Here is a 17,802-nt window from a genome sequence, read left to right as displayed (position 1 = left end):
AATTTCACACTGAACTGGCCTTTTGATTTGTGCTATAGGCTCTCCGCCAGCTTCATGGCATATCTCACTGAAGCCATAGCGTCCGCTCCATAGAAATCCGCGCCGATCATGTCCGCGTATTCCTGGGTAAGCACCGCGCCGCCTACCATTATCTTCACTGTAGGGGTCTCTCGGTGCAGCAGATCAATGGTTTCCTTCATATTCGCCACAGTAGTAGTCATCAATGCGCTGAGCCCCACCAGCCCGGCATTTTCCCTTTTTACCGCGTCCACTACCATCTCTGGCATCACGTCCTTCCCGAGGTCTATCACATGAAAGCCATAATTTTCTAATAACACTTTCACAATATTTTTCCCGATATCGTGTACATCTCCCTTTACAGTAGCTATCACGATAGTTAATTTACTCTGTTCTGACGCTTGGCCGTCCATATGGAACTTTATGACCTCAAAGGCCGCTTTCGCTGCATCGGCACTCATGAGCAGTTGGGGCAGAAAAAGGGTCTTTGCCTCAAACTGCTGTCCTACCGTATCCAAGGCAGGTACTATTTCTCTGTTAATGATTTCCAGTCCTGTCATTGTTTTTATCAGTTTTTCTGCCACATAACCCGCTTTATCCTTTAGCCCTTTTTCTATTGCTTCACGCAAGGGCAGTTCTTGGCTGGAGGCTGTGGCAGTAGTAACGGGCTCCGTTTTTGCGTATGCGTCAATATACGCCCTGCAGCCCTCATCATATCCAGACAGTGCGCAGAAGGAACGATACGCACGCATCATGCTATGGGACAGGGGATTCATAATCGCTGCGTTCAGACCAGCCTGAAGGGCCATCAGGAAGAAAGCCGAGGTGACATTTTCCCGCTGAGGAAGCCCGAAAGAGACGTTCGATACGCCCAGTGAGGTGTATACCCCCAGTTCCCGGCGTATACGAGAGAGCGCGTCGAGAGTTACAAGAGCGGCGTCCTGCCCGGCGCTGACCGCCATTGTGAGGGGGTCGATAATAATGTCCCGCTTGTCTATGCCATATTCCTTGGCAGTTTCCACAATAAGCCTGGCGGCCTCCACGCGTCCCTGCGCCGTTTCAGGGATGCCATTCTCAGTTATAGTAAGCCCAATTACTACACCGCCGTACTTTTTCACAAGGGGGAAAATTGCCCGCATTGAGGACTGCTTTGCCGTAACAGAGTTTACCAGCGGCTTGCCGTTGTATACGCGCATAGCGCTTGCCATAGTTTCTGGGTCAGATGTGTCGATTTGAAGGGGCAGAGGGGAGAGGGATTGCAGTTCCGTAACAACCTTGCACATCATAGCTTGTTCGTCAATTTCCGGCAGGCCCACATTTACGTCCAGGAGGTGGGCTCCGGCCTCCTGCTGCGCTATCCCTTCACCTAAAATATAGGGGAGATCATTGTCTCTTAGGGCTTGCTTGAACCTGGACTTACCCGTGGGATTTATTCGTTCACCAATAATGATGGGCTCTCGGCCAAATTCTACGACCTTACAGCCAGAGGTGACTATTGTGGAGGATACCTCCGGCAGAGGCTGGCATGAAAGCCCTTTACAGAGCTTAACGGTTTGGCGCAGATGCTCTGGAGTCGTGCCGCAGCATCCGCCGATTACCCACGCCCCTGCCAGGACGATTTCTTTCATACATGAGGAAAATTCCTCCGGGCCAACATCAAAAAATGTGTGACCGTCTCGTTCTCTGGGCAGACCAGCATTGGGATTTACCACCAAGGGGAGGGAAGTAAGGGAACGCAGCTCCTTAATTAGAGCAAGCATCTGCTTTGGCCCAAGGCCGCAGTTCATGCCAATAGCGTCCGCTCCTAATCCCTCCAAAACAGCCGCCACCGCCTTAATATCCCCGCCTGTGAGCAGTTTGCCGCTCTCGTCAAAGGTGGTGGTCACAAACACAGGCAGTGAAGTCGCTTCCTTTACACCAAGGAGCGCGGCTTTGACTTCATAAAGATCATTCATCGTCTCAATCAGCACACAATCCGCGCCGGCATCAGCGCCTGCACTGGCCATCTGTGCGAAAGCATTTACTGCCTCTTCAAAGGCCAAGTCGCCCATGGGAAAGAGAAGTTTTCCGCTGGGGCCAATATCCAGTGCTACCACGCCATGCCCGACTTGTTCCACGGCCTGATGCGCGAGTCTCACGCCAGCAGCTATTACTTCTTCTGGCTCTACTCCATTCTCCTGGCATTTGAAGGGGTTGGCACCGAAGGTGTTGGCGCTGATGATGTCAACACCAGCCTCCAGATAAGAGATGTGTACACTTAGTACGTCTTTAGGATGCAGTAGGTTCCATAGTTCAGGGGCTTCTCCCGCAGCCAATCCCTTTTCTTGTAGAATAGTACCCATTGCACCGTCAAAAAACAGCGGTTTACGCCCCAACCTTGTCATTATGTCATTCATTTATCCGTTTTTCCTTTCTGAAGGGACAATTTTTTGTCGTACACGTCATGCACTTGTTGATGTGACACTGAGTTGGGTCATTTGAAACACCAATCACAGCAGTAATAGATTTGAAGGGGACCATCAAAAAGCTATCCGTAAGCGAAACGCCTATATTTTTCGATATCTGGAGTGCGTCAAACAGAAACCTCTGGCAGCTTAACTGAAAATCACCATACCCTGGGCTGTATCGTGGGCGTAGATATAGGTTATGCTGGGCGGCATACATTTCCAACTCCTGCTGAGCATAGTCCGCGCAATATTCTGTATAAGCCGCCGCAGTAGCTTGTACTACAGGAAGCATATGAAGCTCTGTTAAGCTATAACGCTTCACAAGTGAATCCACCCCAATGCCAAGGGTACATGCAAAGAGAAAACCCTCACTGCAGCCGTTTAAATGCGCTGAAAGGTCCCGGCTCTTAATATCAGTACCCGCAAGGTTTACGGTACCTTTTTCCATATTCACAGCTATATCGATGTGCCTGGACACGTGCCTTGGCCGCGATGCAGCTATTACTTCCTTTTCAGCCCGGTCAATAAGGGTGTCAAGCGTACCATCGTCCGTTTGTATACTCATGTATCTCAATATTTCATTATGCTCCAGCATATCCCTTCACCTTATTATATGGCTCAAATTGCCCAGTATCTTCTCAGCGGTGTTTGGTCGGTTCATAGTATACAAGTGGATATGCTTTACACCGTTTGCAATCAAATCTATTATCTGGTCGGTGGCATAGGCGATACCCGCTTGCTCCATAGACAGCGGGTCGCTGGCAAATTTATCCGCGATTGCCAGGAAACGCGCAGGCATGTTGGCCCCAGAGAGTTCTGCTGAACGTTTTACCTGTCTGGCATTGATAATGGGCATGATTCCAGGTACTATGGGCACAGTGATACCAGCGGCTAAAGCCTGATAAAGAAATTTATAGAATAAATTATTGTCAAAAAACATCTGCGTTGTGAGAAAATCAACGCCAGCGTCCACTTTTTCTTTAAGATGGAAAATATCCTCCTGCTTGTGGGCACATTCTATATGCCCTTCAGGGTAGCACGCCGCCCCAATACAGAAATCCCCGTATGCATGGATATCCTTGATAAGCTCAATAGCATAATTGTAATATGCGTGCCCCGTGAAGTCTTTGGGCTTGTCGCCACGCAACGCCATAATATTACATATCCCGTTTGCCTTAAACTCTGCAAGCTGTGTTTGGATTTGTTCTGGCGTAGAATCTATACAGGTTAAATGTGCCAAAGCTGTGGTTTGACATTTGTTTTGGATGTACGACGCAACCTCCACGGTCTTTTTTGAAGTGCTGCCTCCGGCGCCATAAGTAACGCTAATGTAATCCGCACCAAGCCTACTGATACGGTCCACCACATCAAATACTTCGGTAAAGTCTGCATCTTTTTTGGGGGGGAAGATTTCGCAAGAAAAATTCACATTACCACGATTGAAAAGTTCTTTAATTTTCATATTCTTCAGCCTCTGAAATTTTTTCTTTTATTATATCACAATTTTGAAGTTTTGAAAAGAGCATACTCCACTCAATATCGGCATATAAGTCAAGTAGTTTTCTGCAATTAAAGGAGAGTTTATATGAAAAGAAAACTCGGCTTTACAGCATTATTTGCCGCTTCAATTATTCTTTTCGTCATGCAGACTATGCAGGCCTTTGGAATTGTGTCTTTCCATGCCGACTTCTTTAAAAAGAAGGGGACCGTCATTGTAGACGCAGGACACGGAGGCGAAGACGGCGGTGCTGTAGCGGTAAACGGTGCACTTGAGAAAGATATCAATCTGGCCATTGCTTTGGAGTTAGAAAAAAACTTAAAGCAAAACAATTTTGACGTTATAATGATTCGAAGCAGTGACGTCTCAGTGGGGGACCAGAGTCTCTCTACAATTGCCGAGCGCAAACGATCCGATACAAAATCCAGACTGCGTACAGTTGAAGAAGCTGGGGAATGCCTCCTAATTAGCATACACCAAAACCATTTTTCTGAAGGCAAGTATAGTGGGGCACAAATATTCTATTCCGGAAACCGACCGGAAAGTGCGGAATTGGCGGAGTGTATTCGGCAGAATATTGTAGATAACCTGCAGCCGGAGAATAAGAGGGAAAATAAACAGGCCGACGGCAACATATATCTTTTGAAAAACTGCCAAGTTCCAGCGGTTTTGGTAGAGTGCGGTTTCCTGTCTAATAAAGCAGAGACAGAGAAGCTATGCACGGAAAGCTATCAAAAAGAAATGGCCGCTGCTATTTATAATGGGCTGATCGATTATCTCCAAAATAACACCGAAGCCGTCTTGGCAAATTAACAGTTTTGTGATATAATTAGGCCATTACAAAAAAAGGAGAAGGCAAATGGCCGGGAAAATAAAGCTGGTATATCAATGCACCCAATGTGGTTTTGAATCACCAAAGTGGGCCGGAAAATGCCCGGGCTGCGGGGAATGGAACACTATGCTGGAAGCAGCTAAAGAGCCGGTTTCGTCTCAGCGCACAGCAGTTGTGAGAAGTTTGGGTAATGTTTCACGACCCATGCCTATAAGCGATATCAGTACCACCGACGAGCACCGTTATACCACAGGGCTGAGCGAATTGGATCGCGTACTGGGCGGCGGCATTGTAAAAGGTTCTCTGGTCCTTATAGGCGGCGATCCAGGTATAGGGAAGTCCACAATGTTGCTGCAAATTTGCGAGTACCTGGGTCAGGGTCTGCGTATCATGTATGTCTCAGGAGAGGAATCCGCCAGACAGATCAAGCTGCGTGCCACACGTTTAGGCGTACAAAGCCCCAATTTATTGGTACTCACCGAAACAGACGTACAGTACGTAGTGGAGCAGATCAGAAGCGAAAGACCAGATTTAGTGATGGTGGATTCTATTCAGACCATGAACCATACAGAATTGACCTCCTCGCCGGGCAGCGTCACCCAGGTGCGGGAGTGCACAAACACAATGATGCGCTGTGCCAAAACCCTGGATATCCCGGTTATTATTGTGGGTCATGTTAATAAGGACGGGGCCATTGCCGGCCCAAAGGTGCTTGAGCATATTGTGGATGCCGTTCTTCTGTTTGAGGGCGACCGGCAGATGACCTACCGTATTTTGCGGGCTGTGAAGAACCGATATGGTTCTACCAATGAAATTGGCGTATTTGATATGGGGGACCACGGTTTACAGCAGGTGGAAAACCCCTCGCTGGCCATGCTATCAGGCCGGCCCAAGGATTCCTCGGGTACCTGTGTCACTGCAGTTATGGAGGGTACCCGGCCGCTGCTGGCTGAGATACAGGGATTGGCGACAACTTCAGGTTTCGGTACCCCCAGACGCATGTCCACAGGGTTTGACCATAACAGGCTGGCGCTTATACTAGCTGTTCTGGAGAAACGCGCCGGATATTATTTTTCAAATTTAGATACATATATCAATGTCGTCGGTGGCCTTCGCCTTGATGAGCCTGCCGTAGATTTGGCTATAGCATTAGCCCTGATATCCAGCTTGAAGGACACTCCCATAAGGGAGGACACAGTGGTTTTTGGAGAGATTGGGCTGGCCGGGGAATTGCGCAGCATCAGCCATAGTGACCTGCGTATCAGCGAAGCAGGAAGATTAGGCTTTGCCCGGTGTATACTTCCGTATCATGGGCTGAAAAACCTGGCAGGGAAGACCTATGACGGCATTGAAGTTATAGGTGCTAAGAATATCCGTCAGGCTTTTGAAGCCGCCACATGAGTGGGAGCAAGCTGCTTGGACGACTGCCTGATAAGAATGCACGTCTTGTGCTGGTATCGGGAGAGTACCCGGAATTGGCGGAAAGCTTACGGTATATTGGAATATGTACTATTACTACGGCATCGTACAAACGTTTACCTGGGCCGGTTCAATGGCACCCGGATATGCAGGCGTGTATTATTGGAGACAGAGTAATTGTTTTAAAGGGTGGCGGTTTACATAATTTGTTAGCAGGTTATAATATATCCGCGTTTGAAACTGCAAGGTTACCGAAGTCTGCCTATCCCGGCGACGTTTTGTGCAACGTGCTTGCGTGGGACAAATTTATTGTGGGCAACTCAAAAACAGCTGATACAGTGGTACAACAGGCCGCACAGAACATCAAGTCCACATGGATAGACGTGAAACAGGGCTATGCGGCATGTACAGTGGCTTTAGTCGATGAACAGTCAGCTATCACTGCCGACGAGGGAGTTGCCGATCAGTTGGAGCGGTATGGCTTGAAGGTGCTAAGGATAAGACCTGGTGACATTAGGCTTCCAGGCTATTCCTATGGCTTCATTGGGGGATGCTGCGGCAAACTGGCACCCGATATGATGGCATTTACGGGTAAGCTGGACAAGCACCGTGACGGCACACGCATTAAAGCTTTTTTGGGCGACCGCGGCGTAAGGGCGCTTGAGTTGCTAGAGGGCGAATTGCTGGATGTTGGCGGGCTGATTGCGCTGAACTAAAACTTTGTTCGAAAAAGGAGGATATATTTGGATGAAAAATCCCTGGAACGATACTCAAAAGCAGATAGATAAAAAACCATAGATGATTATACAAAATGAAGATTTTGTATAATTGAGGGGAGGCAAAAAGCGTCATAATGGGCTTTTCAATCAAGAATGAAATGTCAGGCATCGTACAGCAATATGCCATGTATTTACGAAACATCAAGGGTTTATCCGCAAAAACGGTGGATAATTATTGTATGGATTTAAGGACATTTTTTAGGTTCCTAAAGCATGACCGCGGCCTGGTTCCAAAATCAATGCAGCTCAATGAAATCACTGTGCAGGACATTGACTTGGAATTTATCCGCAGTATTACAACTAACGACGTCTTCGAGTTTATGAACTATGTGGCCGACGAGCGTAGCAATATGAGCTCCACCCGCCAGCGGAAGTCCTCTTCATTAAAGTCATTTTTTAACTATCTAACAGTTCACGAAAAACTGTTGACTGAAAATCCAACGGAAAACCTTACTCCGCCAAAGTCCAAGAAGGCTTTGCCCCACTTTTTGTCTCTCGAACAAAGTATCGAACTATTGAACGCTGTAGACGGTCCCGACCAGGAGCGTGACCGATGTATGTTGACGCTGTTCCTTAATTGTGGTATGCGGCTGTCGGAACTGGTGGGCATCAATATAAGTGATGTCTTACGAAATAATAATACCCTGCGCATTTTGGGGAAAGGAAATAAAGAACGTATTGTTTATCTGAACCAGGCGTGCCTGGAGGCTATAAACAGTTATTTGGCAGTTAGGCCAAAAGACGGCGTTATAGATAGAAGCGCACTGTTTCTTAGCAGCCGCAAGCAGCGCATAAGCCCCAAGACAGTGCAGTTTATTGTAAAAAAATATCTGGCCAAAATCGGCTTAGGAGGTCCAGGCTACTCCGTCCATAAACTGCGCCATACCGCTGCAACTTTGATGTACCGATATGGAGATGTAGATATCCGGGTGTTACAAGATATCCTGGGACATGAGAATTTGGGTACCACTGAGATATACACTCATACCTCCGACCGGCAGATGGAAGCAGCAGTCAACTCAAATCCACTTGCTAACATGAGTCTCCCTAAACCGCAGAAGCAAAAAAAGGACGAATCTAGCAAAACATAAAAATAAGAAACCCGAAGAGATCCTCCTCCCCGGGTTTCTTATTTTTTATGAAGCTTATTGTTCTTGCTGACTATCCTTCATCTCAGACTTTTTCATCAGGCGGCCGTTTACATAGACATATTTATCCCCATCATCGTCGTCTCCCTCCTCTGCCGGCTGTGAAAACAGGCCGGGAAATTCCTCCTCTACAGAGCCGGCAGGCTCTTTCTGTTCGCCGTTCTCTATACGTTTTGCCGCTTGGATCATATAGCGGTCAATAATCGGATAAACAGCGAAGCTAATAAGATATGATATAAACGAGAAGATGATAAACACCAGTAGTAATACATATACAAGTAGTGTTATGTTGAGCAGCGGGATATTTAAAAAGGCAAACAGCATGGCTCCAAGTATAATAGTAACCAGGATATTCCTCCCAAAGCCGGCCACGGTGAAAATCAACGCATTTTTATATGCGTGTGTGAACTTCAGATCAAAGGTTACAAACATAATCGGAAGATAATACTGTGCAAACAGGAACACTATGGCTACCATAACACACATCCACAAGGGGATATAGTACATCCAGTTGGAAACAGCCATGCTGTAATAATACAGGAGAGCAAAGCTCAGCAGAGTGAATACAGCATAGCAAACCAAACCGTTGAGAAGGAAGTATTTCCAATTACCTTTAACAGCATCCCAAAAATCAGACCATACAAAGGCGTGTTCCTCTCTGGCAAAATTCCTGGTTACAAATGTCAGGCCAGCAATAAATGGCGATAACAGTATCAGTGGTATTGGCACAACGAATGAGGCCCAGCCGTCAATCTGAAACATACCCGATATACTCACAATAAAATGTGTTGGCACCAAGTAAAGGGCTACCATCAAGATACAGACAGCGATAGTCGGGATCATGAAAATAAGATTCAACTGTACAAGCTTAGAAAACTTCCTTGCGAGGATCTCAAAAAAACGTATAGGTGCGGCTTTAGGGGGCTCATCTTTGCTTACGCCCGGTCCTGGCTTGTCATAATTTCCAAATCCGAAAAGGCCCAAAATAACATCTCCTAACTTAGTTATATATTTATTTATCCCAATTTTGCCTTGGGATGGCAGTCATGATAAACCTGGCGCACATGGTTGTCCAACAGCTGCACATATACTTGTGTGGAGGAAATATCAGCATGCCCCATCATAGTCTGAATATCCTTAACCGAAGCGCCGTTTTCCAACAGATGCAATGCAAAGGAGTGGCGAATTGTGTGCGGTGTGATTTCCTTGGTTATGCCGGCTTCTACAGCGTAGCTTTTGACAATTTTCCAGAAGCCTTGGCGGGTGAGCCTCCCGCCGTTTAAGTTAACGAAGAGGGCGTTACCGCCCTCCGGCCCGGCTATCAGGCCGCGCATACGGAAGATATAGTCAGAAACGGATACAACCGCCGAGGGATATACCGGAATAGTGCGCACCCCTTTGTTTCCCCGGCAATAGAGCACGCCTGAACGCAGATTTATATCCTCCACATTCAAATTAATCAGTTCAGATGCCCGAATCCCAGTGGCATAGAGCAGTTCAAGCATGGCTTTATCCCGGCAGCCTTTGGGTTCAGTGATGTCTGGCTGTGCCAAAAGCAATTCAATTTCGTCGCCTTGAAGCACCTGTGGGAGCTTTTTCTCCGCTTTCCCTACACGAATACTCTTCGCAGGGTTCTGATCCACAAGATTTTTATATATGAGAAATTTGTAGAAGCAGCGCACAGAAGCTAAGTTTCGGGAAATTGTGGTTGTAGAACGGTTCATACTTTGAAGATAATCTACAAATCCCTGTATATCCCTCTCGTCGGCTTCCAAGGGCGTGATATCAATGCGCGACAGATAGGATAGATAATTCATAGTATCCCGCAGATAGGACTCCCTTGTGTTTATAGAATTTGGTTTCTCTTTCGACAAGAACTCGCTAAACATTGAATAAAAATCTTGCATTGCTCTTAACACCTTCCTCATCCATAGATCAAACCCGACAAATACTGATTAGAACAAAACGTATAACGCGGCCAGCAAACTGCCAGCAAAAGCCAACGGCACAGAAAAACATAGAAAATATACGAAATCCTTTAAATAAAGCCGAAAATCAACGGTCTCCTGTGGCTGTGAAAATCCCGCTCTTGCAAGGCTTTTAGAGAATACCAAGGCCCGGGTGGAAAATAGGGTCAACAGGAGCGACGTGGCCGCCCATATCGGAGTAAAACATAACGCAGAGCCCCCAAGCTTTGAAATATTACCATCAGCTAACAGAAAAAGCGCAGCTACCGAAATAGTAACTCCTTTGTAGAACATAAGTACCGGTATGCCAACGGCACCAAAAGTTGTTGCTCCCAACAGGAATATGGCAATCAAAAAAATCATGAGGTTTAGGAGTATATCGGAAAAGCATTGAAAAAAACCTAAATCTATAGTTGGAACGGCCGAAAAGAACAGCGGTAATATACTGCGATTGTCTGTCAACCCAATAAACTTTACAGCCATTGTGCCGGCCATAACACCAAAGACTAGGCTGCCAAATATCATTAAGAAGGCTGGACAAGTGGAAAATCGTTTTAAGAATTGCAAATTAAATAGGGATTCCTCTCTTTTCATTATGCTGCCCCTTCCTTTTACGGCGGAAAATATACCTCGTACTAGTATAACTATGTGCAGGGACGGAAAATTATTCAAAATTTATTTGCAACCTGAGTTTACATACTTTTAAGCATGTGTAAAACTCTTTCAAACCCCTTTACCTTCAAAATGTTGAAAGCAGAAACCACAAAGTGCCTTTTCTGCCAATTTCTCCTATGTCTAATACTATAATACAAACTTAGAGATTTTGCAATAGGGAAAATGCATAAATTTTTATTTTTTAAGTAAACCGGGTTGCTTTATGTAAATGCAATTATGTAAATCGATGTATATATGAGAAAGCGTATTATGGTAACAGTCCAAAATCTTGGATGGATAAAAATGCACGCATCTATAAAATGCGCTTCATCTATACATGCTATACCAAACACCGGCTAAAGATACATTTTAGATTGGAGAACTTTTTCTCAAAATAATATGTTAAGCTAATCGGCCTTACACACATAGTCGCCTAAAAGCGTGTAATGTAAATTGCTTTACACTCTCCCTCCCCTACCGTCACGAAGATTAATAGTAAAATAAAACAGGCATATGATGAGCAATCATATGCCTGTTTTTATTTTAAATTACTTTTTACTATTCAGTTCGCCTGATCTCATCGGCAATCATTGGCAAATCCCATATTGTGACCTTGCCGTCGTCATTCATATCCATAGCCATAAATTGGACGTCTGTCTCTGCGTATACTGCATTTACAATATATAGTGATGCAAAAGTAATGTCCGACTTTCTTACTCTGCCGTCACCGTCACAATCGCCTCGAATTATAACTGATATTTTCTCTGAGTTGCCGTCACTTAATGGGATTTGTATTTTCATCCCGGTCTTTAGTAATGAGTCAAATACAGGTTTGTCCTCCTGCGTAAAGGCTTCAATACTCTGCGGCCAGTAAATCTTTCTAAGATCTGCCACTCTTGCACCTGATAACATAGCAACATATTTTCCATTATCTCCAATCAGTTCTTTGAATTGTATCTCCTCTATGAGCTTCCCTACCTCGTCATTCTTGTCAGAAGGCAGTGGGGTTGGTGTTGGTTCCTCAGGTTCACTGCTTCCATCATCAGGGTCTGGCGTACTTGTACTCTCAGGCTCAGGGGTTGGGGTAGCGTCCAGACCAGTGTCTGGGGAGGGGCTGACGGTGGGCTCCTCGCTTTCGCCAGGGGCAGGCGTAGGTGTGGGGGTAGGTGTCGGATCGGTTTCTTCCCCGGAATTTGGCTCTTTAAATGTAAGCTGTTCCAGGTAAATCTGGCTATCCTTTTCTGTAACTATGTATTCCTCAATTATCCCCAATATCCTTCCCTCAGCCTTTGCAGTTCCTGTCTCCTGAATATCTTCTCCTGACCAATCAAACTTGTGAATTGTACCAGAGCTATCCGCGGCTATTATATACTCGTCTGTTCCAAAGCAAGCGTCGGGATCCACACTGCCAATATCCAGGTTAAATGTTTCAGTCACACTGTCCTTAATCCTTATTAGCAAACCATTTCTATCAATGTATACATCCTCTCCCACCAATTTCTCAGGGCAGGGAACATCTGGATACTCCTGACAACTGTCAAATGCATTACCTTTCCAGCGCCGGAGGACCCCGTCAGCATATGCGTAAATCCACCCACCCTGAGTGGAACCAAGAAAACTGACCCCGCTCAACAGAATAGTGTCTTCTGGCTCTAACATTGCTTCACAGGACCGCAAATTCCCCTCCGTAGAAAGTATGTACATTGTATATGTGTTCTTCCCCACATTGGCAAAAGCCAGCTTATCACCTTCGCTTGGCGCAAATTCAAAGAGACTGTATTCGTCATATTTAAGTTTTTCATCAATTAAATAGAGGTTAATGTCCAACTCGCTCTCTAAACATTCCGCTATCCCAAGAGTGCCGCCGTCAAGGAAAAAGGTATAGCCACTCTCCGCTATGTTTTCCGCCTTTGTCAGCATACTGTCAGGACTGGAAATATCTTTATAATATGCGCATAATTTACCCGAACCTTCCAGAAGCATAACAAGATTATTGTTGTGTATTCCCATCAGCCGAAGTTCCATGTTAGTCTTGTCATTTATTCCCGCAGCAAGTAATAGGCAGAGTATAAAAGCAGCAGTAAACAGGAAAACAATACGTAGCTTTTTCATAGGGGTCCATTTTTTAGTGTTTTTCTTAACCATAATACTGCCTCCAGAATATATATCGTCGCTCCTTGACAGGTCACCTCCAAATTATATACAATTTTGACTTAATAATCAAGATTAAATATATCTAAGAATGAATATTATCTAACCAAATGCAAAAGCAGAGATCTCCTAATACAGAGTGCTCTGCTTTTGCAATTATAAATATATTCTATTGTAGGATAGAGATGGCCTCTCCTATGGTTTTCTCCATTGCCTCTTTGCCGTACTTGTCCACCTCGGCCTTGTTCTTCTCACCGTGAGTCAGACAGCCTGCGCCGCCTATGCAGCCGCCTACACATGCCATGCCCTCGATGAAGTTGCCAGCTAAAGCATTCTTCGACTTCTTCAACAGGGCCATACGGCAGGCTTCAATGCCATCGCAGGGCACCGCCTTCAAATCGAACTCTATCCCCTGCTCCTTCATGGCCTGGGCCACAGCGTCGGACACACCGCCGGAGCGGGCGAATATGCGCCCATAGTAGGAGGCGTTATCCAGCACGTCCTCTTCAAGGGTAGTGATGTCCATATCCAGGCTGTCAAACAGGGCTTGAAGTTCCTCAAAGGTGAGCACCGCATCAATAAGTGGACGCACCCGTTCCTGCCGCGCCTCGGCCTTTTTGGCTGTGCATGGGCCGATGAACACCACCTTGCCGGTGGGGTCGGTCTTCTTCAAGTATTCTGCCAAAGCCGCCATTGGCGACAAATTGTGGGATATGTTTTCCTTGAGCTCCGGGAAGGCCGATTTGACATATGACACAAAGGCCGGACAGCAGGAGCTTGTCAAAAAGCCCTTTTCGGCCAGCTCCCTGGACTCGCTCATGGCCACCATGTCGGCGCCCAAAGCTGCCTCTATGACGGTAAAGAAGCCCATCTTTTTGAGCCCTGTGATAACCTGTCCCAGATTCGCATAAACAAACTGGCTGGAGATAGATGGGGCTACAACTGCGTAGACCTTGTATTTCTTATTGCCCTCGCTCTTTTTCAGCATGTCGATAACGTTAAGCATAAAGGACTTGTCAGTTACCGCTCCGAAGGGGCACTGATATACACAGGCTCCGCACTGAATGCACTTCTCATCGTCTATAGCGGCAGCGTTGTTCTCGTTGATGGAGATGGCCTTCACCTTGCACGCCACCTGACAGGGACGCTTGCGGTCCACTATGGCCGAGTACGGGCAGACCTTGGCGCACTGGCCGCACTCCACACACTTGGACTTATCAATATGGGCCACATGGTTGTGGTCGAAGGAGATAGCCCCCCGGCGGCAGACGTCCTCACAGCGGTGGGCAAGACAGCCCCGGCAGGAGTCCGTCACCTCATACCCGGCGGCCGGACACTCGTCGCAGGCTATGTCAATAACCTCAATTATATTAGGATTGTCCGCATGGCCGCCCATGGCCATTTTGACGCGCTCGGCCAGAATGGCGCGCTCCTTATAGACGCAGCAGCGCATGGTAGGCTCCTTGCCGGGGACAATTATCTTGGGTATGTCCATCATACCCTCCAGAAGCTTGTCGGCCCATGCCATCCGGGCAGTTTCCCGGAGGACTTTGTATTTTAGGTACTGTACCTTGGTGTCAAACCTTTTCAGTTGATTTGGCTGATTCACTTGTCGCCCTCCTTAAAAATAGCTTACCTTTACCCTCTTGCCCATCTGCCTGAGACACTCTACCAGTTCCTCGGCAAGACTCATCTTAATGCTGAAGGTTATGGGCAGGTCAGGGTTCTGGTGGGCGGGGTTTATGGCCCGTCCCACAAAGAAGTTGATGTCTGTGGCCTCCTCAAACAGGAACCGGCTTATTAAAGCCGCTCCATCCCGTTTCATGCCCCAATCCTCATACCTGTCGTTATCCTTCAGGTAGTCCTTGGCGTACTCCAGTACCCTGGCTATGGTGATAACGCCCTCGGTAACCAAGTCAACCCCCTCTATCTCAGCGGTGGGCGGCAAGTCGGAGCCCTCAAAGTTCAAGCTGGGCTTTAGAGGCTTTCTCAGAAACTGGGACGCTATGGTGGAGGTGGTTCCACCGCAGATTATATGCTTGCCCTCCTTTGAGAAGAACAAGCTCATCATGCGATCGCAGTCATCCCGGTTCGAAGGCGGACCGAACAGCAGATTCATTGGCTCACGCTTGCGGATACGCACTACGCAGGAGGTCACGTCATCCTTGGGCTCTCCCCCATACAGCTTATAGCACTCCTCCACCAGCATTGTTGAGAGAGTCTTAGCGGTGTAGCCTGCCAGGATAATGGTCTCCATAAAGCTGGTGATATCCTCAATGGCCCATCCGAAGTTGTACTCTATCCCGATACCCGCATGTGGGCAGCCGTCGCTCATGGCAATAAAAGCGTCGTTCTCCCTAAGAGGTATGGAGGACTTGAATATCTGCTTGCCCCCTATGTTCATCTCGGTCTTGGGATAGTCATAGTTCACCCCATCCCGAAGCAGTATAACGTGTGGGTTATCGTACTGTATCAGTTCGGCGGTCTGGTTATTTAGCAGATGTATTATTGTAAATGTGGAGTAGGCCACGCCGTGCTCAGAACTCACCGGCAGCGTCGCTGCCACCGCAGAAACGCACTCCTCAAGGGGCATTCCAGCTGCCATCATGGTGGAGATTATCTTTGATGTAAGCGTGGAGAGGATGCTGGCCTTCACGCCGCTGCCAAGACCGTCCGCCAGCACCACAACGGTGGAGTTGTCACCCTGTTCGATAATGTCCACATGGTCGCCGCAGAGCTGTTCACCATAGTGGTTTATACTCTTGTATCCGATATCGGCACAAAGATCATTCATCGGTTATCGACTCCTTCAGCTTTGTCAGGGCTATCTTGGTCTCGGCAGCCGTCTCGCCCAGCAGGCTTGCAATATCCTGAACGATGCGCATTTGTTTCTCAACAACCTTGTCTGCGACCTCCACTGTCTGACGGCTGATGTCCTCCTTCTTCTCCCGCTCCAACTGCTCGTCGGTGATATCGCGCATGATGCCGATAAGCAAGTGCAGGTCGCGGTCGTAAACCACCGACTGCTCAACGTAGCACTTGTATTCGGCAAGATATACCTTTTCGTCACGCACATCTCGCTTGGTGTTCAGCACGTTCAGGAACACTGTGGGGTCAAGTATCCTTACCACCGGCTCGCCCAGCACGTCAGAGGCGGAGCGTATATTCATTATCTTTCTGGCTTTGTTATTTATCTGCTGCACCTCCAGGTCTTCGTTGAGCACAATAAGACCGTTGGGGGTGTTGTTGACTATGGCGTCGGAGAAGCCCTCGGCCTTATCCTTCAGGAAGGGCAGGCACATGGATATCTCCGCCTTGCCCTGGCAGACAGCGATGGCCTTCTCCCGGCAGGTGTTATAGCCGCAGGACCCACAGTTGAGCTCCTGGGACGGCTTGAACTTACCCATCTGCCTGAGGGCGGTATTGATTTCTGCCTCGGTGGGCATACGGTTCTGCATCTCAAGATAGGCAAACCGCTTACGCATGGACTTAGGCTCGGGCTGCCTGACCTCGAAATCACGCTCTCCAGCGTAGCCGGACACAGCCACATAGTCCCTGACCGGCGAATGTCTCTCCATAACAGGGCCGCCGACGCAGCTGCCAGTGCAGATGGACATCTCGATAAAGCAGTTATGCAGCTTGCCGTCTATGATATCCTTCAGAGCGGCTATGCAGTTTTCAGCTCCGTCCAAAGCCAAGTACGCGTATCCGGGAGCATTCAGCTCCATGGTCTTCAAAATGCCGCCTGTGGTCGGGAAAAACCTTGCGCGGCTGCACTCCTCGGAATCCATCTCCTGCTCCAGCTCCACACCTGCTGAGTCCAGCCACTGGCTCAACTCCTCAAAGGTGAGCACGCTGTCTATGATGCCCTCGTACTGGCCCGCCTCGTCCTTTTTGGCGACGCAGGGGCCGATGAACACCGTCTTAGCGTTGGGTATACGGCGTTTGATGTCCTTGCAGTGGGCCATCATGGGTGAATCTATGTCCGCCAGGAACTCCAGGGCAACGGGAAAATGCTTCTGTATAAGCAGGTTTACCGAATGGCAGCAGGAACTTATAAGCACATCCCGCTTGTCCTCCCTAAGCATACGCTCGTACTCGCTCTTGACCATGGTGGCGCCAAGAGCTGTCTCCTCTACGTCGAAAAAGCCCAGCTGTTTGAGGGCTTTTTTCATGGCCCCAATGCCAACGCCAGGAAAGTTGGCAATAAAAGAGGGCGCCAAGCTGACGATTACAGGGTCACCGCTCTGCATAAGTACCTTTACCTTCTCAGTCTCGTCCACTATCTCCTTGGCGTTCTGTGGGCACACCACGAAGCACTGGCCGCACAGTATACACTCGTCGCTGATGATATGGGCCTGGCTGCCGGAAAAGCGTATGGCTTTCACAGGGCAGTGGCGGATACATTTGTAGCAGTTCTTACAGTTGGATTTTTTTAACCGCAAACAGTCCGGCATATTCCCAGTCTCCTTTCGGTTATGATTATCTTAGACCTTGGCCTTGATATTGTTGTTAAAGAACTCCTCGGTGGTCTCTGGAGAAACGGAGTAGAACTGGTCGTCTACCGTAACGCATACCCCCTGCTGGCACTTTCCCATGCAGAAGGTGCCGCCCAGGTCCACCTTTTCCTTCAGGCCGTTGTCGGCAACAAGCTGCTGAAGCTGCTCGACCACCTGGCGGGACCCCTTTATGTGGCAGGAACTACCGATACATACTGTAACTTTCATGACTTTGACCTCCTAAAAAATATTGTTGGAACTGTGTCTATATTCTAACATTTTTCTATGAATTTTGCAATGAAAAAATCTGTATATATGCATAATTGTTATCGATACCTATTTATCGATAATTTAAGACAGAAAACAGGCTATTTTGCTCAAAATCCAAAG

General features: G+C 47.6%; 15 protein-coding genes. 4 read left to right on the top strand and 11 right to left on the bottom strand.

The features are described from left to right. Positions 1 to 32: 32 nt before the first annotated feature. Genes ADH66_RS08955 through metF form a run of 3 tightly spaced genes read right to left on the bottom strand, consistent with a single transcriptional unit; the run spans position 33 to position 3,927 of the window. Positions 33 to 2,414 (bottom strand): homocysteine S-methyltransferase family protein, encoded by a 2,382-nt coding sequence (locus tag ADH66_RS08955; RefSeq protein WP_066533380.1) that lies wholly within the window; start codon positions 2,412 to 2,414, stop codon positions 33 to 35. Continuing rightward, on the bottom strand, positions 2,407 to 3,060 hold the full coding sequence (locus ADH66_RS08950) for a vitamin B12 dependent-methionine synthase activation domain-containing protein (protein ID WP_066533382.1): 654 nt from the start codon (positions 3,058 to 3,060) through the stop codon (positions 2,407 to 2,409). Before ADH66_RS08950 ends, ADH66_RS08955 begins: the two co-directional genes overlap by 8 nt. A gap of 6 nt (positions 3,061 to 3,066) precedes the next feature. Beyond that, positions 3,067 to 3,927, bottom strand: coding sequence for a methylenetetrahydrofolate reductase [NAD(P)H] (gene metF, locus ADH66_RS08945; RefSeq protein ID WP_066533384.1), 861 nt, complete (start codon positions 3,925 to 3,927; stop codon positions 3,067 to 3,069). Between the two features lie 123 nt (positions 3,928 to 4,050). Between metF and ADH66_RS08940 the strand changes: the two genes are divergently transcribed. The 4 genes from ADH66_RS08940 (at position 4,051) to ADH66_RS08925 (ending at position 8,084) form a co-directional block, all read left to right on the top strand. Further along, the gene (locus ADH66_RS08940) at positions 4,051 to 4,776 is read left to right on the top strand and encodes an N-acetylmuramoyl-L-alanine amidase (protein ID WP_066533386.1); all 726 of its coding nucleotides are present in this window, start codon (positions 4,051 to 4,053) and stop codon (positions 4,774 to 4,776) included. A gap of 46 nt (positions 4,777 to 4,822) precedes the next feature. Continuing rightward, positions 4,823 to 6,196 carry a DNA repair protein RadA gene (gene radA, locus ADH66_RS08935; RefSeq protein ID WP_066533387.1) on the top strand — a complete coding sequence of 458 codons (1,374 nt, stop codon included), beginning with the start codon at positions 4,823 to 4,825 and terminating at the stop codon, positions 6,194 to 6,196. Beyond that, a complete protein-coding gene (locus ADH66_RS08930) occupies positions 6,193 to 6,930 on the top strand; it encodes a DUF6873 family GME fold protein (protein WP_066533390.1) in 738 nt (245 codons plus the stop codon). The genes radA and ADH66_RS08930 overlap by 4 nt, the downstream gene beginning before the upstream one ends. Positions 6,931 to 7,091: 161 nt before the next feature. Beyond that, positions 7,092 to 8,084: a tyrosine recombinase XerC gene (locus ADH66_RS08925; protein WP_236757222.1), complete on the top strand. Its 993-nt coding sequence runs from the start codon at positions 7,092 to 7,094 to the stop codon at positions 8,082 to 8,084. 54 nt (positions 8,085 to 8,138) lie between these two features. Here the strand turns inward: ADH66_RS08925 and ADH66_RS08920 are convergent, their stop codons facing one another. The 8 genes from ADH66_RS08920 to ADH66_RS08885 all read right to left on the bottom strand — a co-directional run bounded on the left by ADH66_RS08920 (position 8,139) and on the right by ADH66_RS08885 (position 17,640). Further along, positions 8,139 to 9,125, bottom strand: a complete 987-nt coding sequence (locus ADH66_RS08920) for a DUF624 domain-containing protein (protein ID WP_066533393.1) — start codon at positions 9,123 to 9,125, stop codon at positions 8,139 to 8,141. A gap of 32 nt (positions 9,126 to 9,157) precedes the next feature. After that, complete coding sequence (locus ADH66_RS08915) at positions 9,158 to 10,048, bottom strand: tyrosine recombinase (RefSeq protein ID WP_066533395.1); 891 nt, start codon at positions 10,046 to 10,048, stop codon at positions 9,158 to 9,160. A gap of 48 nt (positions 10,049 to 10,096) precedes the next feature. Further along, complete coding sequence (locus tag ADH66_RS08910) at positions 10,097 to 10,702, bottom strand: hypothetical protein (RefSeq protein ID WP_066533397.1); 606 nt, start codon at positions 10,700 to 10,702, stop codon at positions 10,097 to 10,099. Positions 10,703 to 11,320: 618 nt separating this feature from the next. Then, positions 11,321 to 12,907: a dockerin type I domain-containing protein gene (locus ADH66_RS08905; protein ID WP_066533398.1), complete on the bottom strand. Its 1,587-nt coding sequence runs from the start codon at positions 12,905 to 12,907 to the stop codon at positions 11,321 to 11,323. Between the two features lie 175 nt (positions 12,908 to 13,082). Next, entirely contained in the window at positions 13,083 to 14,522 is a 1,440-nt protein-coding gene (locus ADH66_RS08900) for a 4Fe-4S dicluster domain-containing protein (protein ID WP_407922915.1), read from the bottom strand. A gap of 12 nt (positions 14,523 to 14,534) precedes the next feature. After that, on the bottom strand, positions 14,535 to 15,707 hold the full coding sequence (locus ADH66_RS08895; protein WP_066533401.1) for a SpoIIE family protein phosphatase: 1,173 nt from the start codon (positions 15,705 to 15,707) through the stop codon (positions 14,535 to 14,537). Beyond that, the gene (locus tag ADH66_RS08890) at positions 15,700 to 17,370 is read right to left on the bottom strand and encodes a [Fe-Fe] hydrogenase large subunit C-terminal domain-containing protein (RefSeq protein WP_066533402.1); all 1,671 of its coding nucleotides are present in this window, start codon (positions 17,368 to 17,370) and stop codon (positions 15,700 to 15,702) included. The genes ADH66_RS08895 and ADH66_RS08890 overlap by 8 nt, the downstream gene beginning before the upstream one ends. A 30-nt stretch (positions 17,371 to 17,400) precedes the next feature. Continuing rightward, the gene (locus ADH66_RS08885) at positions 17,401 to 17,640 is read right to left on the bottom strand and encodes a (2Fe-2S) ferredoxin domain-containing protein (RefSeq protein ID WP_066533404.1); all 240 of its coding nucleotides are present in this window, start codon (positions 17,638 to 17,640) and stop codon (positions 17,401 to 17,403) included. Between the last annotated feature and the right edge of the window lie 162 nt (positions 17,641 to 17,802).

The sequence above is a fragment of the Acutalibacter muris genome, from assembly GCF_002201475.1.
GTDB classification, from domain to species: domain Bacteria; phylum Bacillota; class Clostridia; order Oscillospirales; family Acutalibacteraceae; genus Acutalibacter; species Acutalibacter muris.
The sequence above is the reverse complement of the archived record's forward strand: the minus strand, read 5'-3'. Positions and strand labels throughout refer to the sequence as shown.